At 71.3% G+C, this 24,983-nt stretch carries 22 protein-coding genes; 15 read left to right on the forward strand and 7 right to left on the reverse strand.

Features of this window, described 5'->3' with window-relative positions; all coding sequences use genetic code 11:
* Positions 1-51: 51 nt before the first annotated feature.
* Positions 52-1,116, reverse strand: a complete 1,065-nt coding sequence (locus FFS15_RS04835) for an acyltransferase (RefSeq protein WP_137843872.1) — start codon at positions 1,114-1,116, stop codon at positions 52-54.
* Positions 1,117-1,160: 44 nt separating this feature from the next.
* On the reverse strand, positions 1,161-1,481 hold the full coding sequence (locus FFS15_RS04840) for a hypothetical protein (protein WP_137843873.1): 321 nt from the start codon (positions 1,479-1,481) through the stop codon (positions 1,161-1,163).
* 101 nt (positions 1,482-1,582) lie between these two features.
* Between FFS15_RS04840 and FFS15_RS04845 the strand changes: the two genes are divergently transcribed.
* On the forward strand, positions 1,583-2,278 hold the full coding sequence (locus FFS15_RS04845; RefSeq protein WP_249353713.1) for a DUF3800 domain-containing protein: 696 nt from the start codon (positions 1,583-1,585) through the stop codon (positions 2,276-2,278).
* Between the two features lie 166 nt (positions 2,279-2,444).
* On the opposite strand, the gene FFS15_RS18565 is transcribed toward FFS15_RS04845, so the two are convergent.
* Entirely contained in the window at positions 2,445-2,618 is a 174-nt protein-coding gene (locus FFS15_RS18565; RefSeq protein WP_171013084.1) for a hypothetical protein, read from the reverse strand.
* 63 nt (positions 2,619-2,681) lie between these two features.
* Here FFS15_RS18565 and FFS15_RS04850 point away from each other — a divergent pair, with 63 nt between their 5' ends.
* Complete coding sequence (locus tag FFS15_RS04850; RefSeq protein ID WP_249353716.1) at positions 2,682-2,927, forward strand: DUF3263 domain-containing protein; 246 nt, start codon at positions 2,682-2,684, stop codon at positions 2,925-2,927.
* Positions 2,928-3,077: 150 nt separating this feature from the next.
* On the opposite strand, the gene FFS15_RS04860 is transcribed toward FFS15_RS04850, so the two are convergent.
* Positions 3,078-3,797, reverse strand: a complete 720-nt coding sequence (locus FFS15_RS04860; protein ID WP_137843875.1) for a potassium channel family protein — start codon at positions 3,795-3,797, stop codon at positions 3,078-3,080.
* Between the two features lie 19 nt (positions 3,798-3,816).
* Here FFS15_RS04860 and FFS15_RS04865 point away from each other — a divergent pair, with 19 nt between their 5' ends.
* A complete protein-coding gene (locus tag FFS15_RS04865) occupies positions 3,817-4,200 on the forward strand; it encodes a hypothetical protein (RefSeq protein WP_137843876.1) in 384 nt (127 codons plus the stop codon).
* A 6-nt stretch (positions 4,201-4,206) separates the two neighbouring features.
* Here FFS15_RS04865 and FFS15_RS04870 read toward each other — a convergent pair whose 3' ends face one another.
* Positions 4,207-5,337 (reverse strand): class I SAM-dependent methyltransferase, encoded by a 1,131-nt coding sequence (locus FFS15_RS04870; protein WP_137843877.1) that lies wholly within the window; start codon positions 5,335-5,337, stop codon positions 4,207-4,209.
* Between the two features lie 157 nt (positions 5,338-5,494).
* On the opposite strand from FFS15_RS04870, the gene FFS15_RS04875 reads away from it, so the two are divergent.
* Complete coding sequence (locus tag FFS15_RS04875; RefSeq protein WP_137843878.1) at positions 5,495-5,959, forward strand: DUF3817 domain-containing protein; 465 nt, start codon at positions 5,495-5,497, stop codon at positions 5,957-5,959.
* A gap of 18 nt (positions 5,960-5,977) precedes the next feature.
* Here the strand turns inward: FFS15_RS04875 and FFS15_RS04880 are convergent, their stop codons facing one another.
* Positions 5,978-8,908 carry an aminotransferase gene (locus tag FFS15_RS04880; protein WP_137843879.1) on the reverse strand — a complete coding sequence of 977 codons (2,931 nt, stop codon included), beginning with the start codon at positions 8,906-8,908 and terminating at the stop codon, positions 5,978-5,980.
* Between the two features lie 136 nt (positions 8,909-9,044).
* Here FFS15_RS04880 and FFS15_RS04885 point away from each other — a divergent pair, with 136 nt between their 5' ends.
* Genes FFS15_RS04885 through FFS15_RS04895 form a run of 3 tightly spaced genes read left to right on the forward strand, consistent with a single transcriptional unit; the run spans position 9,045 to position 13,300 of the window.
* Positions 9,045-11,624 carry an ATP-dependent Clp protease ATP-binding subunit gene (locus FFS15_RS04885; protein ID WP_137843880.1) on the forward strand — a complete coding sequence of 860 codons (2,580 nt, stop codon included), beginning with the start codon at positions 9,045-9,047 and terminating at the stop codon, positions 11,622-11,624.
* 33 nt (positions 11,625-11,657) lie between these two features.
* A complete protein-coding gene (locus tag FFS15_RS04890; RefSeq protein ID WP_137843881.1) occupies positions 11,658-12,536 on the forward strand; it encodes an LLM class flavin-dependent oxidoreductase in 879 nt (292 codons plus the stop codon).
* Complete coding sequence (locus FFS15_RS04895) at positions 12,533-13,300, forward strand: LLM class flavin-dependent oxidoreductase (RefSeq protein ID WP_137843882.1); 768 nt, start codon at positions 12,533-12,535, stop codon at positions 13,298-13,300. Before FFS15_RS04890 ends, FFS15_RS04895 begins: the two co-directional genes overlap by 4 nt.
* A gap of 73 nt (positions 13,301-13,373) precedes the next feature.
* Here the strand turns inward: FFS15_RS04895 and FFS15_RS04900 are convergent, their stop codons facing one another.
* Entirely contained in the window at positions 13,374-13,970 is a 597-nt protein-coding gene (locus FFS15_RS04900; RefSeq protein ID WP_137843883.1) for a fasciclin domain-containing protein, read from the reverse strand.
* A gap of 111 nt (positions 13,971-14,081) precedes the next feature.
* Between FFS15_RS04900 and FFS15_RS04905 the strand changes: the two genes are divergently transcribed.
* The 8 genes from FFS15_RS04905 to FFS15_RS04940 all read left to right on the forward strand — a co-directional run bounded on the left by FFS15_RS04905 (position 14,082) and on the right by FFS15_RS04940 (position 24,902).
* Positions 14,082-14,513 carry a hypothetical protein gene (locus tag FFS15_RS04905; protein ID WP_137843884.1) on the forward strand — a complete coding sequence of 144 codons (432 nt, stop codon included), beginning with the start codon at positions 14,082-14,084 and terminating at the stop codon, positions 14,511-14,513.
* Complete coding sequence (locus FFS15_RS04910; protein WP_137843885.1) at positions 14,510-15,499, forward strand: DUF1731 domain-containing protein; 990 nt, start codon at positions 14,510-14,512, stop codon at positions 15,497-15,499. The genes FFS15_RS04905 and FFS15_RS04910 overlap by 4 nt, the downstream gene beginning before the upstream one ends.
* A gap of 59 nt (positions 15,500-15,558) precedes the next feature.
* Entirely contained in the window at positions 15,559-18,228 is a 2,670-nt protein-coding gene (locus FFS15_RS18570; RefSeq protein WP_171013085.1) for an FtsX-like permease family protein, read from the forward strand.
* Positions 18,225-20,939, forward strand: coding sequence for an FtsX-like permease family protein (locus tag FFS15_RS04920; protein ID WP_137843887.1), 2,715 nt, complete (start codon positions 18,225-18,227; stop codon positions 20,937-20,939). The genes FFS15_RS18570 and FFS15_RS04920 overlap by 4 nt, the downstream gene beginning before the upstream one ends.
* On the forward strand, positions 20,939-21,922 hold the full coding sequence (locus FFS15_RS04925) for an ABC transporter ATP-binding protein (protein ID WP_137843888.1): 984 nt from the start codon (positions 20,939-20,941) through the stop codon (positions 21,920-21,922). The genes FFS15_RS04920 and FFS15_RS04925 overlap by 1 nt, the downstream gene beginning before the upstream one ends.
* Positions 21,915-22,616, forward strand: a complete 702-nt coding sequence (locus tag FFS15_RS04930) for an ABC transporter ATP-binding protein (RefSeq protein WP_137843889.1) — start codon at positions 21,915-21,917, stop codon at positions 22,614-22,616. Before FFS15_RS04925 ends, FFS15_RS04930 begins: the two co-directional genes overlap by 8 nt.
* A gap of 64 nt (positions 22,617-22,680) precedes the next feature.
* The gene (locus FFS15_RS04935) at positions 22,681-24,204 is read left to right on the forward strand and encodes an ATP-dependent DNA ligase (RefSeq protein ID WP_137843890.1); all 1,524 of its coding nucleotides are present in this window, start codon (positions 22,681-22,683) and stop codon (positions 24,202-24,204) included.
* A complete protein-coding gene (locus FFS15_RS04940; protein WP_137843891.1) occupies positions 24,201-24,902 on the forward strand; it encodes an NAD-dependent deacylase in 702 nt (233 codons plus the stop codon). The genes FFS15_RS04935 and FFS15_RS04940 overlap by 4 nt, the downstream gene beginning before the upstream one ends.
* The last annotated feature ends 81 nt before the right edge of the window (positions 24,903-24,983 follow it).

Below are 24,983 nucleotides of genomic sequence, written 5' to 3' on the forward strand. Positions count from 1 at the left end.
GATCCGCTAACTCTAGACCCCCTGACAGTGCTGCGCCCCGTCCCTACCCCTTCACCGGGTCGGGACGGGGCGCTTCTCTGTTGGGCGCGGCGTGAGGCGTCGGCCGAGGCGGGTGAGTGGCGCCTCGAAGAACCGGTAGCACGCCCAACTGAGGAGGAGTGTCGCGGCGATCGCGGCCGGGATCTTCACGCCGACGGGCCAGTCCGTGGCGACGGTGCTCAGGCTTGCGAAGAATACGAGCGGGTGGATCAGGTAGATGGAGTAGCTCGCTTCACCGAGCAGCGTGAGGGGCCGGTCGACGACGGCCGGGAGTCTCAAGGTCAGCTTGTATGCGCCCGCGCAGATCAGCAGACACGCGACGGTGAGGACGATCCTGTTCGTCCCGGTGACGAGCGAGGGCACCGCGAAACCCGTGGGCCAGAGGAGCAGCACCGCGACGCCCACGGCGATCAACAGGACCGCCTCGCGCTGTCTCACGGTGACCGCCCGCAGGAGGTAGCCGATCGCGAAGCCACCGAAGAACAGGAACGCCTGGTTGGCGGGGTTGACGTACATTGCCCACTGGTAGTCCATCGGCAGCCACGGGCTGAGGTAGAAGTACGCGATCAGCACGTACGCGGTGAGCAGCGCAGCACCGAGGCCGGCGAGCGCCCACCGGCTGATCATCGCCGCTCCGACGAGCAACGGGAAGATCGCGTAGAAGACCAGCTCGTTGCCGATCGACCAGACCCCGGCTGAGAAGTAGGTGTCCCACGCGACGAAACCGAACAGCCCGGTGAGGTTGAGCACCAGGTCGCCGGGGTTGATCTCGCGGGGGACGATGACGAGCGAGAGCGCGGTGACGATCCACAGCAGCGGCATGATGCGGAACAGGCGCCGGGTGAAGAACCGCCCGACGTCGCGAACGGTCCGCGTGGAGTCGTTGTAGACGTGGAACATGGTCAGGCCGCTGAGGACGTAGAACAGGGCAACGCCGTACACCCCGATCCGGCCGAGCGGGGTGGTCGCGTCGGGCGGGGTCCCGTTCCACCACGACAGGTAGTGGTGCACCATGATCACGGTCGCCGCGAGCCCGCGCGTGTAGTCGAGCGTGTGGAGGCGGGCGGGGCCAGGCATGCCGCCACCCTACTGAATACCGAGAACGCTCCGTCGCCTACCCATCACCGGGTGGAGGCGGGGCGTTTCGTCGTGTCCTGGCGTGCGTTCCCGGTCGATTCACCCCAGTCGGCGACGGGCGCGCCACCGGGCCCGTGGGCCTGCAGGTACGCCGCGTGCACCCGCTCGCACGCTTCTCGCAGCGTCGACGCCCACCCGAGCACCTCACCGCCCCACGACGCCCGGTAACGCACCTCCGTACCGTTCATCACACGGCGGATCTCAACGCTCCCGTACTCCATGCCGAGAGTGTCGACGAGGCGCCACGTCCCCGTGGGACCCTCGACCGCGGCGAGTAGTGGGTGCCACGCCTGCCGCTTCTCCACCGGGGATCCCCTTCCTCCGGCCGAGACCGACAGGCTACGCCTGCCCCACCGACACCCTCATTGGGGTCAGTGCGTCGGCGGCGCTGTCTATCGTTGAGGGTGTGCTGTTCGCCTTCATCGATGAGTCCTATACGCAGGACCGCTACTATGTGGCCGCCCTCGTGATCAGCGTCGACCACATCGGGCAGCTCTCCGCATCCATCAAGTCGTCGGCGGACTACGCCGCTGGCTTCGGAGTCCCGGAGGGTACTGAGTTCCACGGGCATCGAATCATGAGCGGCCGCGACGGGTGGGAACCGATTCGCAACAAACACCGCGCTGCAGGGCAGATCTATCGTCACGTTCTGGCGGGGATGGCGGGGCTTCCAGCCGCCGTATTCATTCAGGGAGTCGACATCGTCCGGCTCAACGCGCGCTACTCTTACCCAGACCCGCCGCACCTGGTCTGCCTCCGCCATGTGCTTGAGGACGTGAACGCGCTCGCTGCCTCGAAGGGCGAAGAGGTCATCGTGATCTGCGATCAGGTGACCGATCAGGATGCGCACGCACGTCGGTTCGGCCTCTACCAGAAGATCGGAACACCCGGATATCGCCCGAGCAAGCTGGCGCGCATCGAGCAGCTGATGTTTGCGGACTCGGCAGCGTCTCCCGGGCTGCAGGCGGTCGATCTGGCGGTGTACCTCTACCGTCGTCGCGATGCGCACGTCACCGACGACGCGCGAGCCCGGAAGCTCGCGGACACACTGTGGTGGACGCTGAGGCCCATTGTGGCGAAGCACCGCCGATGGGATCCGTAGATGCACGAAAGCCCCACGTGCGTGGGGCTCTCGGCGAACAACGCTCCGGTAGCCGGCTCGTCGTAGTTGCACGGTACCACCCACCCCTGACAATCCTCTACAACGACAGGCATCACGGGGTATCACGGGGTATCACGGGGTATCACGGGGTAGCGGGGGTCGAAAGTCATCCTCCGCGGATGCTGGGCCCGTCGAACTCTGGCTGTTCCTGCTGCTGCTGTTGCATCATCGTGGGTGCGTAGACGTGACCGCACGCGGGGCACCGCCAGGCGCCGGGGATGTCGCGCATCAGCACCCCGCATAGTGGGCAGCGGGGTTGGGCGCCGTCGATGTCGACCATCACGTCAGGGTACGCCGATGTCGGAGGCACCCTGCAGAGTTATCCACCGTGGGATCTGGGGAGTTGCTCGACTTCGAGCAAGCATGGCCGCGCCACTCTGGCGCGAAGGAAGAAGCGATCATCCGGCAGCTCGGGATGAAGCCGGCGAGGTACTACCAGCTGCTGCGGCGTGCGGCCGCATCGATGGAGGGGCAGGCGCACGACGCACTTACCGCGCATCGTGTGCTGCGGCGTGCCCACACTTTGCCCACAGGTTCCCGTCGAAACAGTGAATCAACCCTGGCCAACATGACCCAACATTCCGCGTGATCCTGGGGTTGGACGTGCCAGTTCCTGGGCACTGCGAGAACCACGACTTCTTCTCGGGGTCGGGCTCGTCGTACGTCATCGGCAAGGCCGAGGCCACCGAAGACGAGGACTGGGACTTCTGAATCGCGCCTGAGGCGCTCCGACCGCTACTCAGCGGCGGAGCGCCTCGGCGAGCATCGACTGCATGTCGGCGATCTGACGCTCGAGCGCCTTGATGTGGCCCACGGTCGCAGCATCCTGCTCGGCGTCCCGATCCGCGACCTTCTCGACGATCCACGAGGCGAGGGTCGCCGTGACGACACCGAGCAGCGCGATGCCGCCGATCATGAGGCCGACGGCGATGAGCCTGCCGGCGACCGTGATCGGGGTGAAGTCGCCGTAGCCCACCGTGGTTACGGTCACGAACGACCACCACAGCGCATCGCCGAAGCTCGTGATGTTGGTGCCCGGCTGCCCGCGCTCGCTGTCGTACACCGCGAGGGCAGCGACGTAGATGAGCAACGCGGCGGCACTGGCGACATAGATCGAGATGCGCCCGCGGATCGCGGTACCTGCCGTCCGCTGCAACACCGTGAGCAGCGTCACGAGGCGGAGGATCCGCAGCGGTCGCAGCAGTGGCAGCACAACCACGGCGAGGTCGAACAGGTGCGTGTAGAACCATCGCCATCGTTTCCCCTTGCCGATGAACACCAGGTTCGCCACATAGTCCAGCAGGAAGAGTCCCCACGTCGCCCAGAGGATGGTCTCGGCCGCGGCGTTCGGGGCGCCGGTGGGATTGCCGATCACCTGCCACGTGTACGTGGCGAGGAAGAGGACCGAGGCGAGGATGAGCGGCCATTCGGTGAGGCGCTCCCAGCGATCGTGGTTCATGTGGGCGATGCTAGGGGCAATGAGAACCTTCGCGCGCTGGCTGCTGGCAGGATCCCTCGTGTTCGCCGGGCTCAGTCACCTCTTCTGGGGGCGACGCGAGTTCCAGGCGCAGGTGCCCGATTTCACGACCAAGGTCATGGACAAGGATGCCGTCGTCGTCGCCTCGGGCGTCGTCGAGGTGATGCTCGGCGCATCGCTCGTGGTGCTGCCGCGGTCGCGCTCGACGCTCGGTGCGATCCTCGCGGCCTTCTTCATCGCGGTGTTCCCGGGCAACCTCGAACAGTACGCGAAGCGCCGCGACGGATTCGGCCTCGACACCGATGCCAAGCGGCTCGTGCGCCTCTTCTTCCAGCCCGCGCTCGTCGCATGGGCGTGGTGGTCGACGCGTCCTCCGAAGGACTGATGCGCGTCAGCGCTTGACCGACGCGGTCACCGTGAACTTGGCGTTGCGGGCGATCTGACGAGTCGGCCCGACGATCCGCTCGAGCGCCGGACGGTAGAACAGCGCCGAGTTCCACACCGTCCAGAGCTCGCCGCCCGGGCGCAGCACCCGTGCGGCATCGGCGAACAGACGCGGGGCGAGGCCCTCGTGGATCGCGCCGCCGACGTGGAACGGCGGGTTCAGCGCGATGAACGACGCACTCGCGTCGGGCCGGGTCGACAGCATGTCGTCGCGGACGACCTCGATCCGATCGGCGACTCCGTTCGCCACGGCGGTCTCGCGCGCCGACGCGACGGCGGTGGCCGACTGATCGGTCGCGTACACCCGGAGATCGGGATGCCGAAGCGCCAGCGCCGCAGCGACGACACCCGTGCCGCACGCGAGGTCGATCGCGGCGTCTCGGGAGTCGATGGTCTCGGAAAGTGTGTCGGGGAGGCTGTCGAGCAACAGCCGTGTGCCGATGTCGATCGACGTGCCGGCGAACGCCCCGCCGTACGCGCACACGACGAGGTCGCCGTGCTCCGCGCGCTGCGGCGCGGGGTCTCGCCCGTCGTGGGGGTCGCGCGCGATCAGCACGCGCGACTTCTGCCGCGCGTGGCTCACGTCGAGCCGCGAGAAGTACCGGTGCAGCACGTCGTTCATGCCGAGCGTCATGTGCTTGAGGCGCCCGCCGGCGAACACGACGACGTCGGGGTGGGCGTGGGCTGCGATCAATCCCGCGATGTCGTCGAGGGCGTCGAGCGAGCGGGGGAGGCGCAGCAGCACGACACGGGTGCCCCGCACGAGGTCGGCGTTCAGCGGGTGCGACGAGAACGCTGCGTCGAGCCCGAACGTCGCGGCGTTCGCAGCGAGCGCCCGCTCGCCCGTCACGGCGTCCTGATGGACGCGGATCGGCCGCAGTCGCGCTCCGCCGTCCGCCGCGGCCGCCAGCGTCAGCGCGCCGAAGCCGTCGCCGATCACGACCAGACCCCCGTCACCGGCAACCACCCGCGCGGACGCCGACTCATCCAGGATCAGGCGGTCGGCGGCATCCGCTGCCGGAAGATCCGGCGCCTCGACGTCGGGCCATCGCCGCAGGTCGTCGAGTGAGAAGTCCACGACCCCACGCTAGCCCGCCCCACCCCCACCGTTTACGGACGGGACGCGCCGCGGCCGACTGCGAGCACCGCGGCGTGTTCCGTCCGTAAACGGATGCGAACGGGGGAGGGGAAGCGCGAAAGTAGGCTGGGAAGACCCCCTCGACCCTTGGAGACCCGTGTTCCGCGCGCCCCTGAACCTCTTCCGCACGCTCGCGATCGCCGAGGCGATCTCCTGGACCCTGCTCATCACGGGGCTCATCCTGCGGGCAACCGCCGATCTCGCGATCGCGGTGACGATCGGCGGCGGCATCCACGGGTTCGTCTTCCTCTCCTACGGCGCGACCGCGATCCTCGTCGCGAAGAACCAGCGCTGGGGAGCGTGGCCGACGATCGTCGCGATCGGCAGCGCCATCGTGCCCTACGCCACGATCCCGACCGAGCTGTGGCTGCACCGCTCGGGACGGCTGCGAGGCGACTGGCGACTCGTGGCCACCGCCGACCCGCGCGATGCGGCGTGGCACGACCGGCTGATGCGCTGGTTCCTCAAGCGCCCGTGGGTGCTGGGTGCGCTCATCGCGCTCGCGGTCGTCGTGCTGTTCGTGATCCTGCTGATCGTCGGGCCGCCCGGCGGGCGTGACTGACCCGCCGTCACGACCGCGTCAGAACCCCGTCGTCAGCACACGATCGAGCGCGGCGACGAAAGCGTCGGCGCTCTCGCGCGTGAAGCACATCGGCGGTTTGACCTTCAGGATGTTCTGGTGGTCGCCGGTGGGCTGGGCGATGACGCCGAGTTCGCGCAGGCGCGCGCAGATCGCCGCTGTCTCGGCCGTGGCGGGCTCCCACGTCGTGCGGTCGCGGACGAACTCCGGGCCGAGGTAGAAGCCCGAGCCGTGGACGGCGGCGAGGAGCGGATGCCGGCGCCCGAGGTCTTCGAGCCGACCCTTGAGGTACGCGCCGATGTCGCGGGCGCCCTGCTGCAGCTGCTCGTCGCGGATGATGTCGAGCACGGTGAGCCCGACGACGCTCGAGACCGGGCTGCCCCCGGCGGACGAGAAGAAGTAGCCGCCAGTTCGATAGCGCTCGGCGATCTCGCGCGTCGTGATGACGGCCCCCAGCGGATGCCCGTTGCCCATGGCCTTGGCCACCGCGACGACATCCGGCACGACGCCCTGCTGCTCGAATCCCCAGAACCACTCGCCCAGGCGCCCGTAGCCGACCTGCACCTCGTCGGCGATCGCGAGTCCGCCGTGCGCACGCACCGCGCCGTACACGGCAGCGAGATACCCGTCGGGGAGGAACACTCCGCCGGCGTTGCCGAAGATCGTCTCGGCGAGGAAGGCTCCTGGCGGCGTCCCGGCGACGGCGAGGCGCTCCACCTCGGCGACGGCGTCTGCGGCGAACTGTTCGCCCGCGCCGCGGTGCGTGAAGGGAGCCTCGACCGTGTGCACCCATTCAGGGCGCGTCTCCAGCGCCGCCGGGTTGTCGGCGATCGAGGTCGAGACGGCATCGGTGAGGTAGGTCCAGCCGTGATAGGCCTCGCGCACCGCGAGCACATCGCGACGGCCCGACCACGCCTGCCCGAGGCGCAGTGCGAGATCGACCGCCTCCGACCCGCTGTTGACGAGGAAGACGGTGTCGAGCGGCTCGGGGACGAGGGCCGCGAGCCGTTCTGAGAACTCCACCACCGCGGGGTAGTGGAAGCGCGAGTTGGTGTTGAGCAGGCGCCACTGCTCGGCGACGGCCTCGGCGATCCGCGGGTGGGCGTGCCCGACCGCGGTGACGTTGTTGAGCGTGTCGAGGTACACGCGCCCGTCGGCGTCGATGAGGTGCTCGCGCCATCCGCGCACCATGACGGGCGGGTCTGCGAAGTAATGCTCTTGCACGTCGGCGAACACGGCGTCGCGACGGGCGAGGAGCGCTGTGGCGTGGGTGGTTTCGATCTCGATCGGGGCGGACGGATGCTGGGGCAGCAGCCGCGACGGATCCTCGACGACCGCGAGCCACGCCTCCGCGAGCGAGTGCTGCGCAAAGCGCGGCACATCGACGCCGTCGTCGAGGCCCGGGCCTGTGAGCTGGATCCACAGCGCCGCATCGACTTCGCCGAGCAGGTCGCCCGCCGATACCTCCGCGCCGTCGTCGAGCGCCGAGCGCAGGCCCTCAAGGCGCAGAGCGCGCCCGTCGCCCGCCAGCACCACGCCGCCTGTCGTCACGCGCACGATGCCGCTCCACGGGGCCGCGACCGGTTCGGGCTGCGTGACGCGCAGCTCGATGCCGAGGGCGACGTTGTGCGGCTCGGCCTGGGCGTGCGGCCGCGCGCGCGTGAGCCGTGCTTCGCCGAACCGCGTCAGGGCTGCGCGCGGGGCGGCGGTGGCGGCGGTGCCGGGGGAGAGATGCTCCGCGAATGCGCGGTCTTCGGCATCCGCATCGAGCCATCGTCCATCGTGCAGGTCGCGACTGCCGGCGGACAGATCCACGACGACGACGTCGTCGGCCCTCAGCCACGGCAGGAGCGGGGCGTCCGGGATCTGGGCGGCGCGGCGATGCGATGCCCCGACGGTGCGTCGCACCAGACTCTCCGCCCCCGCGAGCGGCACCGAGACCGCCTGCTCGAAGATCGCGAGCTCGTGGACGAGGTTGCCTGCGGCATAGGCGTTCGCGGCATCCGTCGCCAGCACATGGTGGGCGCTCGCGACGAGCGTCGCGCCGCGCAGCACGACGAGAGGCCACAGGGCCTTCACCTCGGCCTCGGTGAGCGGGCGCACCGCGTGGTACGCGCCGACGGCGCGCATCGCGCTCGCGAGATCCATGCCGTCGTGGTGCAGCAGCGACGACACCGTGATCGCGAGCTCGCCGACCGCCCACGTGCGATTGAGATCGCCGAGGTCGATCACGCCGTCGGGGATGCGCGTGATCGGGTCGGCGGTGACGACGTTGTCGTCGGTGAGGTCGCCGTGGATGAACTGCGCGGGCAGATCGGCTGCCAGAGCCTCGACGGCAGACCAGGCGGATGCTGCGGCCTCGGTGGCCCGCGAGCGCAGGTCGTCGTCGGCGATGTAGGGGAGCAGCTCGGCGAGCACGCGCGGAGCGTGGCGGAGATCCCACTGGTGCTCGCGCTCGGCGACGGCCGGGTCGATGTCGAGGCCGTCGAGCTCGGCGAGGGCGAGCGCCACCCGCGCGGCGAGGGCTCCGAGGGCGGTGACGACGGCGGGGGACAGGTAACCCGACAGCGTCTCGCCCTCGAGGAACTCGAGAACCCGAGCCTGCATCACGACGCCGTCGACGATGACGGCTGCCACGGTCCCGTGACCGGCCTCCGGCGCGAGCGCTCGCGGGGCGCGGGTTCCGGCGCGCTCCGCGATGGCGGACGCGGCGGCGCTCTGGGCTTCGAGCTCGTCGGCGCTCACGCTCGGATTCGCGATCTTCAGCAGCAGTGGCGGGGCATCCGGGCGTTCGAGCAGGAAGTTGCGGTCCTGGTGGCTGCCGAGCGCGCGGGCCATCGCCTCGACGCCCCATCCGTCACGGGCGAGCCGCGCCGCGGTGTCGTCGTCGATCTCGGGCGGCGCGGGCTGGACGAGCGCGTCGTCGCTCATGGCGGGGCTCCTTCGGTGGGGCTTCGATGAGGGTATCCGCAACCGCGACGGGAATACATCTCCCGAGGAGTCGTTGAAGTTGACACGTCTGCACTCAACTTCGCAGTCGATCCCACCCGATGTCGCAGGAGAAGCAATGCCCGAAGACCTCACACCCCCGCACGACGCCGACGAGAACGGCAGCACGTTCGACGAGTTCCTCGCCCGGTACGTGGCCCGCGAGCGTGCGCGGGCGGAGGGATCGATCGATCTCGCGCGCTTCCTCGGCGCCCGCACGCAGCAGCTGCTGCAGAGCGCCGGGCGTTTCGCGCTGGAGCGCGGTCAGCACGAGCTCGACGCCCTGCACGTGCTGCGCGTCCTCGTCGATGACGCTCCGGTGAGGGACGCCGTCGCCCGCATCGGCGCCGACCCCCAGGCGATCGCCCGCGCGGCGGAGGAGCGACTCCCCGCGGCATCCGATCCCGCCGACGTCGACGGGGCGATCATCACGTCGTCCGTGCAGCGGGCGCTCTTCCACGCCTTCCAGGTCGCGCGCTCGTCAGGGTCGACGTACGTGGATCCCGAGCACCTCTTCTTCGCGCTCGTGCTCGCCCAGGACACCCCCGCCGGCCAGGTGCTCGCCCGCGCCGGGGTCACCGCCGAAGCTCTCACCGAGGGTCTGCGCGACACGGTGACGCCCGGGAGTGCAGAGCCCGGTCAGACGGCGACGGATGCCGCAGCATCCGCGTCCCCGATGCTCGATGCGTATGGAACCGACCTCACCGCACGCGCCGCCGAGGGCGACCTCGACCCCGTGATCGGGCGCTCCGACGAGATCGAGCAGACGATCGAGATCCTGAGCCGTCGCACCAAGAACAACCCGGTGCTCGTCGGCGAGGCCGGCGTCGGCAAGACCGCGATCGTCGAGGGGCTCGCACAGGCGATCGTCACAGGCTCCGTTCCGGAGCAGCTGCGCGAGAAGCGCGTCATCGCGCTCGACCTCGCCGCGATGCTCGCCGGTGCCCGCTACCGCGGTGACTTCGAGGAGCGCCTCACCTCGACGCTCGACGAGATCGCCGCGCGCAAGGACGAGCTGATCGTGTTCATCGACGAGGTGCACACCGTGGTCGGCGCCGGTGCCGCGGGCGAGGGCGCCATGGATGCCGGCAACATCCTCAAGCCCCGGCTGGCGCGGGGCGACCTGCACCTCGTCGGCGCGACGACGCTCAAGGAGTACCGCGTCGTCGAGAAGGATCCGGCGCTGGAGCGCCGGTTCCAGCCGGTGAGGGTGGGCGAGCCGTCGGTCGCGGATGCCGTGCTGATCCTGCAGGGGCTCAAGGCCGCCTACGAAGACCACCACGCCATCGTCTACACCGACGAGGCGATCCGCGCCGCCGTCGAGCTCGGCGACCGATATCTGCCCGACCGGGTGCTCCCTGATAAGGCGATCGACCTCATCGACCAGGCGGGCGCACGGCTGCGACTGCGCCTGGGCTCGAAGGTGGATGTGAGCGGACTGCAGTCTCGCCTCGCGGTGCTCGAGGCGGAGAAGAACGCCGCCGTGTCTGCCGAGCATTATGAAGACGCCTCGCGCATCCGCGACGAGATCGCCGGGGTGCAGGCGCAGCTCGCCGACGCGGCTCGCGCGGGGCGCGCCGCAGGCGACGCTGGAGCGGTCGTGGGTGAGGCCGAGATCGCGGCCGTCATCAGCCGCGCGACCGGCATCCCCGTCAGCCGCCTCACCGAGACCGAGCGCGAGCGTCTCGCGCAGTTGGAGGACGAGCTGCACGACCGCGTCGTCGGGCAGGACGACGCCGTCGCCGCCGTGGCGAAGGCCGTGCGCCGCAACCGCACCGGCATGGGCGACGCGCACCGGCCGGTGGGGTCGTTCCTCTTCCTGGGTCCGACGGGCGTCGGCAAGACCGAGCTCGCGAAGGCGCTCGCACAGTCGCTCCTCGATGACGAGTCCGCGGTCATCCGCTTCGATATGAGCGAGTTCGGCGAGCGGCACACGGTCTCGCGGCTCGTGGGCGCTCCTCCCGGATATGTCGGCTTCGAGGACGCCGGGCAGCTCACCGAGCGCGTGCGGCGGAACCCGCACTCGATCGTGCTGTTCGACGAGATCGAGAAGGCGCACCCCGACGTGTTCAACCTGCTGCTGCAGGTTCTCGACGACGGCCGCCTCACCGACGGCCAGGGACGGACGGTCGACTTCCGCAACACGGTGATCGTGATGACCTCGAACCTCGGGTCGGAGTTCCTCGCCTCGCGCTCCGGCGCGATCGGGTTCATCGCCGACGGGGGAGGGGCGACCGGATTCGGATCCGAGAAGGACCTCCGCGACCGCGTGATGGGGCGACTGCGCGAGGCCATGCGGCCCGAGTTCCTCAACCGCATCGACGAGATCGTGCTGTTCCGCAAGCTCGAGAAGCCCCAGCTTCGCGACATCGTCCGGCTGCTGCTCGGCGCCACCGACGCGCGCCTCGCGCGCCGCGACGTGGCGCTGGTCGTCACCGACTCGGCCGTCGACTGGCTCGCCGAGCACGGCTACGAGCCCGAGTACGGCGCCCGGCCGCTGCGCCGGCTCATCCAGCGCGAGGTCGACGACCGCATCGCCGACCTGTTCGTCTCGGGTGCACTCGAGGCGGGTGGGACGGTGACGGTGGATGCTGTCGCGGATGAGTCAGGCCGCGTGCTGACGGTTCGCGCGGGGGCGCCGATCGTCGCGGCGGCATAGTCGAGGTCGGAACCGCCTGCCAGAGTGGGACGCATGGCACGCATCGGCGCGATCTTCAATCCGTACACGCATTCCCCCGACGAGTTCCTCGCCGCGGTGCAGTCCGCCGAACGCGCGGGCGTCGGCGAGCTGTGGCTGTGGGAGGACTGCTTCCGCCAGTCGGGGTTCGCCGCGGCCGCCGCGGCGCTCGCGCAGACCGAACGGCTGAAGATCGGCATCGGGATCGCGCCGATGCCGCTGCGCAACGTCGCGCTCACCGCGATGGAGATCGCGACCATCGAGCGACTCTTCCCTGGGCGCCTGCTGCCGGGCGTCGGTCACGGCGTGCTCACGTGGATGGGTCAGGTGGGCGCGCGCGTCGCCTCGCCGCTCACGCTCATGCGCGAGTACGTGCCGGCTCTGCGAGGACTCCTCGCGGGCGGTCAGGTCGACGTCGAGGGGCGCTACGTGACGCTCCGCGAGGTGCGCCTGGACGCGCCGCCGGAGACACCGCCCCGCGTCTATGCGGCCGCCGAAGGACCGAAGACGCTCGCGCTCAGCGGCGAGGTCGCCGACGGCACCGTGCTCGACAGCGGGCACACGCCCGACGAGGTGGCCGTGTCGGTCGCCGCGATCCGTGCGGCGCGCGCCGCGAGTGGCCGGGGCGGCGACGCCGACATCGTCGCGTACGTGATCGCCGCATTCGGGACGGATGCCGAGGCCCGCGCCCTCGCCGACGTCGGCGACCGCGAAGACCCCCATCGCCGAGCCGTGTGGGGCGATGCCGCCGCGGTCGCCGCCGGAACGAGGGCGTTCTTCGACGCCGGTGTCGACGAGGTGATCCTGCTCCCGGCGTCCCGCACCGACCTCGACGCGTACTACGCCGCCGTCGGCGAGGTCTCCCGCATCGTCGCCGGGGCGTCGCAGGCATGACCGGCGCGCTCTCGATCGGCATCGCCGCAGCCCTCGGCCCCGACGTCGCAGCCCGCATCGCACCGGCGATCGAGGGGGCCGGGTTCCACTCGCTGTGGGTCAACGACACCGCGGGGAGCGACGCGCTCGAGGTGCTCGCGGCGGTTGCCGCCGTCACCGATCGGCTCATGCTCGCGACGGGAGTGCTGCCGGTCGATCGCCGCACGCCCGACGAGATCCTCGAGCGCGTCGCCGCGCTCGAGCTGCCGGCCGAGCGCCTCGTGCTCGGCATCGGCTCGGGCGGCGCCGCCGTCGGCGCGCTTGCGCGCGTGACGGAGGCCGTCGATGCCCTGCGCGCGCAGACCACCGCGCGGGTGATGGTGGGCGCACTGGGCCCGAAGATGCGCGAGCGAGGGGCCGCGGCATCCGATGGTCTCGTGCTCAGCTGGCTGACGCCGGCGCTCGCCGCGCGGCAGACCGCCGAAGCGCACGCGGTCGCTGCGCACACGCACACCGCGCTGTATGTGCGAACGGCGACCGATCCCGATGCGGAGGCGCGATTGGATGCCGAGACCGCCCGCTATGCCGGGTACCCGTCGTATGCGGCGAACTTCGCGCGGCTGGAGATCGCAGCTGAGGACACCGTGATCCGGCCGGGGTCGGTCGGCGCGGGGATCACGGCCTACCGCAGCAGTGCCGACGAGGTCGTGCTGCGGGCGATCACCGCGGAAGACGCCGAGGCCGACTACCGGCGCTTCATCGACGACGTCGCGGCGGTGATCTGAGACGTCCCCGGAAACAGAAGACGACGCGCGGTGGCCGCGCAGACCCGGCCACCACGCGTCGAGCCGGACGGGGCTAGAGCGTCGGAACCAGCACGCGGTCGATCGTGTGGATCACGCCGTTCGTCGCGTCGATGTCGATCGCGCGCAGCACCAGCCGCGGATCGCGCAGCGACGGGGTCTCGTCGCGCAGCACGAGGCCGGCCGGGCGCACGATGCCGCCGTCCGCCATCGTGAGCGAGCGCGTGAGCAGCAGGCGCAGGGGTCCGATCTCGCGGTCGGGAACCGCGTGGTACAGCACGATCTCGCGGATCTGAGGGATCGTGAACGCGGTGGTGATCGTTGTGAGGGCCTCCGCCTCGCTCGCAGGGGCGGTGCCGGTGAGATCCTTCACGAGCGTCATGAACGCGCGGTCGGTGGGGGCGAACACCGTCCATTTTCCGCCTGACAGCGGGGCGGCGAGTTCGGTCGCGAGGACCGCCTGGACGAGGATGTCGTAGTCGTTGGCGTTCGTGTCCGGCGTGCCGCCGCCGGAGGCCGCGACCGCGATCTCGACGATGTTCTGGGTGGGCGCCGGTGCGGGCGATGGCTTGGGCCAGGACGCCTGCGCCGGAGTTGCCACGCCGACGACGAGAAGGGCCGTCACCGCTGCGGTCGCGAGGATCTTCTTCATGTTCGAAACTCCTTCGTTCTCGGGGAGGTCTCCGCCCGGCATCCCGGACGCGCCATCAAGTGATTCCCCGTTCGCGCGGCTTTTGGATGCAGGCGGGGCGAGACTGGGGGAATGACCTCGAGCCCGGCAGCATCCGTCCTCCGCCTGATCAGCCGGCTGCTGCTGGCGCTGCTGCTGATCGTGGCCGGCGTCTCGCACCTCACGTGGGGGCGTCGTGGGTACCGCATCGTCGTGCCCGATTGGGCGACGCGGATGCTGCGCACCGACAAGGACATGATCGTGGTCGCGTCGGGGGCGGTCGAGGTCATGCTCGGAGCTGCTATCGTCGCGCTCCCGCGAGACCGGACGCGGGTCGGGATGATCGTCGCGGCGTTCTTCGTCGCCGTCTTCCCGGGAAACGTGCACCAGTGGCGCACGGGCCGTGAGGCGCCGATGCTTCGCACGGATCGCGCGCGGTTCATCCGGCTGCTGCTCCAGCCCCTGCTCGTCGCGTGGGCGCTGTGGAGCACCGCGGGTGACGCGCCGGCGGGGCATGGCCGGTGACCCGCCCGATCGCGGTCGTCGCGGGCGCCACGGGGTTCGTCGGCCGCGCCCTCACGGCGGCGCTCATCGAGGACGGGTACGACCTGCGCCTCGTGGGGCGTGACGCGCGCGACGCGCGGTGGCACGACCTCGAGAGCATCCGACGTGCGGTCGACGGCGCCGCACTGATCGTCAACCTCGCCGGAAAGTCCGTCAACTGCCGCTACACCGACGCGAACCGCGACGAGATCCTGCGCTCGCGCGTCGAGACGACACGCCTGCTGCGAAACGCGGTGACGGATGCCGCCGCCCCGCCGCCGCTGTGGCTCAACGCCAGCACCGCCACGATCTACCGCTACGCCCTCGATCGGCCGCAGACCGAGGCCGACGGCGAGATCGGCACCGGGTTCTCGGTCGACGTGGCCCGCGCGTGGGAGGACGAGTTCCTCGCCGGCGACCTTGCCGGTACGCGGCGTGTCTCGCTGCGGATGGCCATCGTGCTCGGCGACGGTCCGGCGACCCGCACCCTGGTGAACCTGGCCCGCGTGGGCCTCGGCGGGACGCAGTTCGACGGTTGGTGGTTCCCGCACCGCCGCTATCGCGGCATCGGGCCGAACGCCTCGGGTGACGGGCGAGCGCCGTGGCATCGATCGCGCGGGCGGCAGAGGTTCAGCTGGATCCACATCGACGACGTCGTGGGCGCAGTGCGTTTCGTGCGCGATCACCCGGAGATGTCGGGGCCGGTCAACCTCGCGGCGCCGCACGCGAGCGACAACCGCTCCCTGATGGCGACGCTGCGCCGCGCGGTGGGCGCCCGGATCGGGCTGCCGGCCGGGCGGTTCATGCTCGAACCCGCGATGTGGGCGCTGCGCACCGAGCCCGAACTCGTCATGAAGAGCCGCTGGGTGGTGCCCGGCGTTCTGCAGGGCGCGGGTTACCGGTTCGCCCAGCCCGATCTCGAGGCGGCACTCCGCGACGTCGTGAACACGCTTTCCCCCGATCGCTGAGCGGGGCCTCGGGGTCGCTGTGGTCTGGGTTAGAGTGCCAGAGTGCATCGGATGGCCGCGTGATCGGAGGAATCCGGTTCGCCCTGGCTCGGGCGCGTGCCGCCACCGCGCCGCTGGTGACCCTCGCCGTCGTCGCGGCGCTCTGCGCCCTCCTGGTGGTCGTCACCGCCGGAGTCATCGCGACCGTCGAGGCGCGCGAGGTGCGCGCGGCGCTTGCGACCGCCACGGGTGAACGCGGTGCCGTCGAACTGACGCTCGAGAGCGATGCTGCGCGGGGTGCCGCGATCGACGCGGTCGAGGGGCTGCTCCGCGAGCACGGGGCCTCCGGCGCCCTCGTGGTCGGCGGCGAGATCGCCGTCGTCGTGCTCAGCCCCGACCTCGAGACGATCACCGCGAGCGAGGCAGCCGCGCTCGTCGACGTGCTCGGTGGCGTCCGCGATGCGGTCGAAGACAGCACCGATGTGAGCGTGCAGGTGTCGGGCGGGCTGCGTGACACCCTCGAAGGCATCACGGCCGGGGTCGACGCCCGCCGCGGCCCCACCGCAGTCGCGATCGCGCTGCAAGGCCTCCTGACCGCGGTCGTGGTGGGCGCGGTGGCCCTCGAAGCCGTGCGGATGCGCTCCACCGAGACGATGCTGCTGCGCGCGCGCGGGGCGCGGCGCCGTGATCTCGTGTCGCTTGCGAGCATCGAGACCCTGGTCGTCGCAGCGGCGGGCGCCGTCGCCGGCGCCGGCGTCGGGGTCGCCGCGGTGCTCGCGTTCGGAGGTGTTCCCGCCGGACTGATCCTTGCGGCCGGTGCCGCTCTCGCGATCGCCGTGGTCGCTGCGATCGTCGTGGCCGTGGTCACCGCACGCGGCGTCGATCGGGGCTCGGCCCGCGCGCGCGCCGCCGCCGACATCGGCCTCGTCATCGTCCTCGCCGTCGTCACCGCGCTCGCGGTCTGGCAGTTCGCCCAGTCCGGCACGCCGATCGTCGAACGCGGCGACGGCACCGCGGTGCTCGACCCGCTCGTCGCCATCGCTCCGGCTCTCGCCCTCGCACTCGTGGCCCTCGTCGCGGTGGCGCTCGCGACCCCGATCGCACGGGCGGTGTCGGCAGCCCTCGCCCCGACCCGGGGGATGACGCCGGTCACGCCGCTGCGCCTCGCCGCGCGGCGACCCGCGCGCCACGCCCTCTCGATCACGGTGGTGGCGTTCGCGATCGGCGCCGTGACGATCGCCGGCACGTACCAGGGATCCCTCACGGCGCTCGGCGATGCTCCCGAGGCGCTCCGCGTCGGTGCCGACGTGCGGGTCACCACGATCCCCGACGACGTGGCGGCCGCCGATGTCGCCACCGCCGGTGATCCGGATGCCGCCATGCTCGCGCGACCGCTCAACGCTCGCGGTGCGGACCAGCGCCTGCCCATCCTCGCCGCCCAGGCGTCGGAGCTGGGCGCCGTGATGCTCGACGCCGGCGGGGCGATCGACCCGGCCGCCCTCGGCGATGCCCTCATGCTCTCCTCGAGCGGCGCGCCGCTGTCAGGCACCGACATCGCGCTGACGCTCCTGACGCCGTCGCCGCCCCCGGTCGTCTTCGACGGCGAGGAGTACCAGCCCGGCCCGCCCGAGGTCGAGGCGCGCGTGACGGCGGTGTCCTCCACAGGCCAGGTGGCTCGTTTCGTCTTCTCGAACACCGACACGATGACCGTTGAGAACAACGGCGACACCTTCGTCACCTCGACCACCCGGGAGCAGACCGACGTCTCGTTCGACCTGCCTGCCGGCGAAGGATGGGCGCTCGCGGGGGTGGACGTCGGGTTGCGCTATCTGAACGGTGGCGCGAACGTCATCGAGTTCACGGAGTTCACGAGCGGCGGTGCCGCCGTCGACGTCTCGGGCTTCCGTTCCGCCGGCGGGTCCGGCGGTGTCGAGGCCTCGGCGAGCGCACTGACGTTCACGCTCGAGGTCGACGGGGAGTACACCCGGGCGGTGGCCGCCGACATCCCCGCCGTCGTCCCGGCGGTGATCACGGCGGCGCTCGCCGACACGATGAGCCTCGGCGTCGGCGACGACCTGGCGCTTTCGATCGTCTCGCCCGACGTCGACATCGACTTCCAGATCGCCGAGGTCATCCCGGTGCTCCCCGGAAGCGCGTCGGGCCAGGGGATGCTGGTCGACCTCGCGACCGTCTCCCTCGCCAGTCCGCTCGACATCGTCGCGAACCAGGTGTGGATGTCGACCGACGACCCGGGAGCGGTGACCGCCGCCGTCGAGGAGGCCTTCCCCGAGACGGTGACGATCGTCGCCGATCCGCGCTCCGCCGACAACGCCGCCGGCACCGCGCTGGCGTTCCTGCTCGCGGCTGTCGGCGCGGTCGGGCTGGCGCTCGTCGTGCTGGTGTTGCGCCGCACTCGCTCCCGTGCCGATTCGCGTGAACTGGCGCTCCTCGCGGTCCTCGGACTCGGTCGCGGGCGAGCCGTGCGCCTGCGCGCACGGGAAGACCTCTTCGCGGTCGTCATGGGCGTCGTCGGCGGTCTCGCGGCCGGTGTCGCTACGGCCTGGCTCGTCGTGCCGCCGCTCGTGCGCGCCGCCTACGTCACGGTTCCCGAGGCCTATCCGGTGCCGCTGCAGGCGTCACCCGTGCTCCTCGGCGCCGCTCTCGTGGTCGTCGCCGGCGTGTTCTGCGTCGTCGTGTCGACCGTGCGCGCGCCCGCCGCCCTCGCGCCGCTCATGAGGGAGGACGAGTGACCAGGTCTCCCGGGCTCTTCGCCCTCACCCGGCGCCGGTTCGCGACGCCTCGGAGCGCCGCGCTCGTGATCGTCGCGCTCGTCGCGTTCGCCGCGTTCGTGATCGCCGCGGCACCGCGCGCTCTCGTCGGTGTCGTGCGTGACGAAGTGGCCCATCAGATCTCGGGCGTTCCCGCGATCGCCCGCGATCTCACCGGCGACACGATCGGCGTGCCGATGTTCGGGCCCGCAGCGGATCCCGAGCTGACAGCGGGCTGGGACGACGGCGCCGCGACGGTGTTCGGCGAAGTGGCGCAGAGCCTCGCCGACAATCGCGCTTCGTTCGAGGAGGTTCTGCAGCCCATGGTGGGCGAAGCAGAGTTCGCCGAGTTCGCCGAACCCGCGGGTGCCGACCCCGACGTGATCGCGCCGGACGCGCCGCTGACGCGGGTCCAGCTGCTGTCCGAGCCCGAGATGCAGGCGAACGTCCGCCTGGTCGAGGGAGCGTGGCCGCAGGCGCCGGGAGCTGAGGGGACCTTCGACATCGTGCTCGCCGTGGACTCCGCCGCCACCATGCAGTGGCCGATCGGCGAGTCCCGCCGCTATGCATTCGTCACCGCGATGCAGACACGCGAGCCGCCGCTGCTGCGTCTGGTCGGCGTCGTCGAGGCGGTCGACCCCGACGCCCCGCGCTGGCAGCACCTTCCGACCGCGCTCGGCGCGACGGTCTTCGACGACGGCAACCGCCGCCCGGTCGCGACGTCGGTGGCGTGGCTGCATCCGGCCGCATGGCAGGCCCAGGCCACGGAGTCTCCGCGCCCGAGGCTCCGGGCGTGGTATCCGGTCGACGGCTCCGCAGCCGTCGGCGCGGACCCGCAGCAGGTGCTGTCGGCGCTGCGCGGCGTGACGGCGACATCGGTGCCGGTCGACAGCACCGGCCAGTTGCGCGTGCGGTTCTCGAGCGACATCGTCGACGTCCTCTCGACCGCGCTGTCGCGTGCGGGGTCGGCGAGCGCTATCCTCGCGGTCGCCGCCGTCGGACCCCTCGCCGTCAGCGTGGCGCTCGTCGTGCTGGCCTCGGCCCTGATCATCCGCCGCCGCCGCGCCGACCTGTCGCTCATGTCGGCGCGCGGGGCGCCGCTGGCGCGCCTCCGGCGCCTGTTGTTCGGAGAGGGACTCGTCCTCGGCGTGCCGGCCGCCGTCGCAGCAGCTCTCGCCGGGGTCGCCGCGACGACCTACGACGCCGGAATTCTGCCGACGACGGTGGCGATCGCGGTCGGCGTCGTCCCCGCCCTCGCTCTCGCCTTCACGCTGCGGCCGGCGCTCCTCGGACGCGACCGCGCCGACCTCGACGCGCCGGTGCGCGGGCGCGTGGTGCGGGTCCTCGAAGCGGTCGTCGTGCTCGTCGCGGTCCTCGCCGTGGCACAGCTCGTCATCCGCGGCATCGGACCGTCGACCGAGGGCATCGATCCGCTCGTCGTCGCGGCGCCGCTCTTGGCGACCGTCGCCGTCGCTCTGATCGTGGTGCGCCTGCATCCGCTGCCGATCGCCGCAGCCCTGCGCGTCGCGCGCCGCGGCCGGGGAATCACGTCGCTCGTGGGCGCCGCGCGCAACCTCCGCGACCCGGCGGCCGGCACCACCGCGGTGCTCGCGATGCTCGTCGCCGTCGCGATCGCGGTGTTCTCGTCGCTCGTGCTCGCCACGGTCGATCGGGGCGCGGTCGTCGCGGCCCAGCGCGACGTCGGCGCGGACATCCGCGTCTCGGGACCGTACTTCGACGACCAGACGATCGAGCGCATGCGCGAGGCCGGGGGCGTGACGGATGCCGTCGGCGTGCTCCGCGGCGACTACATCTCGGTGGCAGGACCCGACGGCCGCGATAGCGTCCAGGCCGTGATCACCGACGTCGAGCGCCTCGCTGCGATCCAGCGCGGCATGACCGGCGCGCTCCCCGAGGGCCTCATCGAGCCCGAGTCGGACCCCGTGCAGGTCGTGCAGTCGACGGCCCTCGTCGCCGAGATCGGGCAGGGGAGCACAGCATCCGTCGTCGATGTGCCCGTCGATGTCGTCGGCACCCTCGATCGCGTGCTCGGGATGTCGGTGTCGGAGCAGTTCATCCTGCTCGACCAGACCGACTACCTCACCCTCACCGGATTCGGGTTCTTCCCGCGCACCGTGCTGGTCGACATCGCCGACGGCGCAGACGCGCAAGCGGTCGCCGCAGACCTCAGCGACATCGTGGCGGGATCCCATTCGGTGCGCATCCTCGAGGAGTCCACGGCCGAGATCCAGGCGTCGCCCGCGGTCTCGGCGCTGCGCTTCGTGCTCTTCGCAGCCCTCGGCGTCGCCGTCGCGCTGTCGGTGGTCGCCCTGCTGCTGGTCGCGGGCGTCTCGCAGGACGCCCGGTCGCGCACGATCGCCCTGCTGCGCAGCATGGGTCTCGACCGGCGTCGCGCTCGCGGCATCATCGCGTGGGAGTTCGCCCCGCTCGGGATCACCGCGATCGTGGGCGGCGTGATCCTCGGAGCGCTGCTGCCGCTGCTGGTGGTCACCTCGATCGATCTGCGACCCTTCACGGGCGGCGGCGGCCAGCCGAGCATCGCCGTCGACCCGGTGCTCAGCGGCATCCTGATCGCCGTCGTCGTGGTCGCGATCGCCGGTGCCGTCGTCGGCGGCGTCGTGAGCGCGCGCACCACATCGATGGCCACCGTGCTTCGAACCGAGGAGGACTGATGACAGAACCCGACATCGTCTGCGAGGGGCTCGTCCGGATCTTCGCCGTCGCCGACATCGAGGTGCAGGCACTGCAGGGCCTCGACCTGGTCGTCGAGCGCGGCGAGCTCGTCGCGCTGGTCGGCGCCTCGGGCTCGGGGAAGTCGACGCTGCTGTCGATCCTCTCGGCGCTCGACACGCCGACGGCCGGCGCCGCACGCGTCGCCGGCCGCGACCTTCCGTCGCTGTCGTCGCGCGACCGCGTGACCTATCGCCGCGAGGTGGTCGGCTTCGTCTGGCAGCAGACGGCCCGCAACCTGCTGCCGTACCTCTCGGCGCGCGAGAACGTGCAGCTGGCTCGCGCGATCGGCGGCGACCGCAAGAATCCGGCGCGCGCGGACGAGCTGCTCGAGCTCGCCGGCGTCGCGAGCGTCGCCGACCGGCGCCCGGCCGAGCTCTCGGGTGGTCAGCAGCAGCGCGTCGCGATCGCGGTCGCGCTCGCGAACGACCCGCGGGTGCTGCTCGCCGACGAGCCGACCGGAGACCTCGACGAGCACGCGTCGGCCGAAGTGCTCCAGACTTTCGAGAGCGTCAACCGCGAGCTCGGCACGACCGCCCTCATCGTGACGCACGACCCCGCGGTGTCGGAGCACGTGCAGCGCACGGTGCAGATCCGCGACGGCCGCACCTCGACTGAGGTGCTGCGCTGGACCCACACCGACGACGAGGGTCGCGAGCACGCGATGGCCGAAGAGTTCGTCGTGCTCGACAAGGTCGGCCGCATGCAGCTGCCGACCGACTACATGACCCAGCTGTCGCTCCGTGATCGCGTGCGGCTCGAGCTGAACGCCGACCACGTCGGGGTGTGGCCGGCTGAGGGCAGGAGTGCACCGCCGACGCCACCCGCCGAACCGGCGCCCGCGGCGGAGAGCCTGCTCACTCGTCGGAGCAGACGCGAACGCGCGCAGCATCCTGACGATCAGAAGGGGGAGCGCGATGAGTGAGCCCGTGCTCGAGGCATCCGGACTCTCCGTTGTCCACCAGACACCCGCCGGGGACGTCCACGCCCTGGCAGACGCTTCGCTGACGCTCGTGCCGGGCGAACTCGTGGTGCTCGTCGGCCCGTCGGGTGCCGGCAAGACGACGCTCCTGCACGTGCTCGGCGGCATCCAGCCCCCGACGGCGGGAAGCGTGCGCGTCGGCGACGTCGTGATCACCGAGGCGGCCGAGCGCGAGGTCGACCGCGTCCGCCGCGACGACATCGGCTACATCTTCCAGTCGTTCGGCCTTATCGGGGCGCTCTCGGCGGAGGAGAACGTCGAGGTGCCGCTCCGGATCCTCGGTGCCGACCCCGGCGAACGTGCGGCTCAGGTGAGGCGCCTGCTCGAGCGGGTCGGGCTCGCCGGCCATGCGTCCCAGCGGCCGGCCGAGCTGTCGGGCGGCCAGCAGCAGCGCGTCGGCATCGCGCGGGCGCTCGCGGGTTCGCCCCGCATCCTCCTCGCCGACGAGCCCACCGGCCAGCTGGACTCTCGCACTGCCGCCGACATGATCGAGCTCATCGCCTCGATCGCGCACGACGACGGGGTCGCCGTGCTGCTGTCGACGCACGACCCGTCGATCGTCACGCGCGCCGACCGCGTGCTCGAGATGCACGACGGCGTGCTGCGCGCGGGCGAGGTGACGGTCGCGGTTTCGTAGGCGGGCTGGTGGGCACTGGTGGGCGCCGGTGGGAACTGTCGGCGCTCGGTGCGAGAATGCCGGGATGCTGCTCTCGGAGATCGTGCAGGCGACGGATGCCGTGGCGGCCACGTCGTCGCGGCTCGCGAAGGTCTCGGCCCTCGTGGCTCTGCTGCACGACCTCGAGCCCGACGAGGTCATCCCCGTCATCGGCTTCCTCACCGCGAGCCCACGGCAGGGCCGACTCGGGGTGGGCTGGCGAGGGCTGGCGAACCTCGAGGTCGACCACGCCTCGTCGCCGACCCTCACCGCGCTCGTGGTCGATGCCGCCCTCGAGCGCCTCGCCGCGGCCGACGGAGCCGGATCGGCGGCGGTCCGCAAGGCCGAGCTCACCGGACTCGCGGAACGGGCGACCTCATCCGAGTGGGACTTCCTCACGCGCGTGATGCTCGGTGAGCTGCGAACTGGAGCGCTCGAGGGCGTGCTGCTCGACGCCGTGGCGAAGGCATCCGCGCGCGACCTCGCCACCGTCCGCCGCGCCGCGATGCTCTCGGGCGACCTCGGCGTCACGGCGCGCCTCGCGCTCACCGGCACCGCCGACGATCTCGCTGCGGTCGGGCTCGAGGTGGGCCGACCGGTCCTGCCGATGCTCGCCTCGACCGCCGGCACGCCGAGCGAGGCGCTCGCGGTGGCCGGGGGAGCGGCATCCGTCGAGTTCAAGCTCGACGGCGCCCGCATCCAGGTGCACCGCGACGGCGACGACGTGCATGTCTACACGCGTAGCCTCGCGGAGATCACCCACCGCGTTCCCGAGATCGTCGAGGCGGTGCGGGCGCTGCCGGCGCAGCGTGTGATCCTCGACGGCGAGACCCTGTCGCTCGACGAAGACGGTGCACCGCGCCCGTTTCAAGACACGATGGCCCGCTTCGGCTCCGAGGGAGCGGCGTCGACGGCACTGCGCCCCTGGTTCTTCGACATCCTCCATCTCGACGGGCGCGATCTTCTCGACGAGCCCCTCGCGACGCGACTCGAGGTGCTCGACCGGGTCGCCGGCGACGCCCGCATCCCCGGCATCGTGACCGATGACCCCGAGCGCGCGGAGGAGTTCTCGCGCGAGGCGCTCGCCGCCGGCCACGAGGGGATCATGGTCAAGGCGATCGACTCGCCGTACGCTGCGGGCCGCCGTGGCAAGAGCTGGGTCAAGGTCAAGCCCGTGCTCACCTACGACCTCGTGGTGCTGGCCGTCGAAGCGGGATCGGGGCGGCGCACCGGTATGCTGTCGAATCTTCATCTCGGGGCGCGCGATCCCGACGGCGCGTTCGGCGAACCCGGTGGATTCGTCATGGTCGGGAAGACCTTCAAGGGCCTCACCGACGAACTGCTGCGGTGGCAGACGGCGCACTTCCCGACCATCGAGACCCACCACTCGGCGTACGCCGTGCACGTGCGGCCCGAGACCGTCGTCGAGATCGCGATCGACGGCGTGCAGCGCTCGTCGCGGTACCCCGGCGGGGTGGCGCTGCGGTTCGCCCGTGTCAAGGGCTACCGGCCCGACAAGCAGGCGGCCGAGGCCGACACGATCGATGCGCTCCGCGCACTGCTTCGATGACGCGCATCGTCGTCCTCACCGGGGCGGGCATCTCGGCCGAGAGCGGTGTGCCGACCTTTCGCGACGCCGATGGGCTCTGGGAAGGACACCACGTCGAGGACGTCGCCACACCCGAGGGTTACGAGCGAGACCCCGACACCGTGCTGCGGTTCTATGACGAACGCCGCCGAGCGCTGGTCGCGGTCGCGCCGAACCCGGCTCACGACGCGCTCGCGCGTCTGGAGACCGCGCTCGGAGAGGATCTGCTCGTGGTGACGCAGAACGTCGACGACCTCCACGAGCGGGCGGGCAGCATCAACCTCGTGCACATGCACGGCGAGCTGTATCGCGCGCTGTGCGAGGGGTGCGGCATCCGCTCGCCGTGGACCGGCGATCTGCTGGGGCGACCGCCCTGCCCCGTGTGCGGAGAGCGGATGCTGCGCCCCGACGTCGTCTGGTTCGGGGAGATGCCCTACGAGCTCGACCGCATCGAGGCGGCGGTCGCCCTGTGCGACACCTTCGTCTCGATCGGCACGTCGGGCGCGGTCTACCCGGCCGCCGGCTACGCGGCGCTCGCATCGGCGTTCGGGGCGCGCACGATCGAGCTGAACCTCATGCCGAGCGATGCGCTCGTCCCGTTCGACGAGGCACGCGCGGGGATGGCGAGTGTCCTGGTGCCGGCATGGGTGGACGAGGTTCTCGGTCGCCCACGAGACTGACGTGATCGCGGTGCTCGACGCGATGGGGCGCGGGCGATGATCAGTGCGTGAGACGCCGACGGCGCCGGAGGGAGAGCCCTC

It is taken from the genome of Microbacterium sp. 2FI, from assembly GCF_005502885.1.
GTDB lineage: Bacteria > Actinomycetota > Actinomycetes > Actinomycetales > Microbacteriaceae > Microbacterium.

Bases quoted from the DNA above. Each gene is read 5' to 3' on its own strand.
- FFS15_RS04835 (WP_137843872.1), bottom strand. From the start codon at position 1,116: ATGCCTGGCCCCGCCCGCCTCCACACGCTCGACTACACGCGCGGGCTC.
- FFS15_RS18565 (WP_171013084.1), bottom strand. From the start codon at position 2,618: ATGGTCGACATCGACGGCGCCCAACCCCGCTGCCCACTATGCGGGGTG.
- FFS15_RS04860 (WP_137843875.1), bottom strand. From the start codon at position 3,797: ATGAACCACGATCGCTGGGAGCGCCTCACCGAATGGCCGCTCATCCTC.
- FFS15_RS04865 (WP_137843876.1), top strand. From the start codon at position 3,817: ATGAGAACCTTCGCGCGCTGGCTGCTGGCAGGATCCCTCGTGTTCGCC.
- FFS15_RS04880 (WP_137843879.1), bottom strand. From the start codon at position 8,908: ATGAGCGACGACGCGCTCGTCCAGCCCGCGCCGCCCGAGATCGACGAC.
- FFS15_RS04885 (WP_137843880.1), top strand. From the start codon at position 9,045: ATGCCCGAAGACCTCACACCCCCGCACGACGCCGACGAGAACGGCAGC.
- FFS15_RS04890 (WP_137843881.1), top strand. From the start codon at position 11,658: ATGGCACGCATCGGCGCGATCTTCAATCCGTACACGCATTCCCCCGAC.
- FFS15_RS04895 (WP_137843882.1), top strand. From the start codon at position 12,533: ATGACCGGCGCGCTCTCGATCGGCATCGCCGCAGCCCTCGGCCCCGAC.
- FFS15_RS04900 (WP_137843883.1), bottom strand. From the start codon at position 13,970: ATGAAGAAGATCCTCGCGACCGCAGCGGTGACGGCCCTTCTCGTCGTC.
- FFS15_RS04905 (WP_137843884.1), top strand. From the start codon at position 14,082: ATGACCTCGAGCCCGGCAGCATCCGTCCTCCGCCTGATCAGCCGGCTG.
- FFS15_RS04925 (WP_137843888.1), top strand. From the start codon at position 20,939: ATGACAGAACCCGACATCGTCTGCGAGGGGCTCGTCCGGATCTTCGCC.
- FFS15_RS04930 (WP_137843889.1), top strand. From the start codon at position 21,915: ATGAGTGAGCCCGTGCTCGAGGCATCCGGACTCTCCGTTGTCCACCAG.
- FFS15_RS04935 (WP_137843890.1), top strand. From the start codon at position 22,681: ATGCTGCTCTCGGAGATCGTGCAGGCGACGGATGCCGTGGCGGCCACG.
- FFS15_RS04940 (WP_137843891.1), top strand. From the start codon at position 24,201: ATGACGCGCATCGTCGTCCTCACCGGGGCGGGCATCTCGGCCGAGAGC.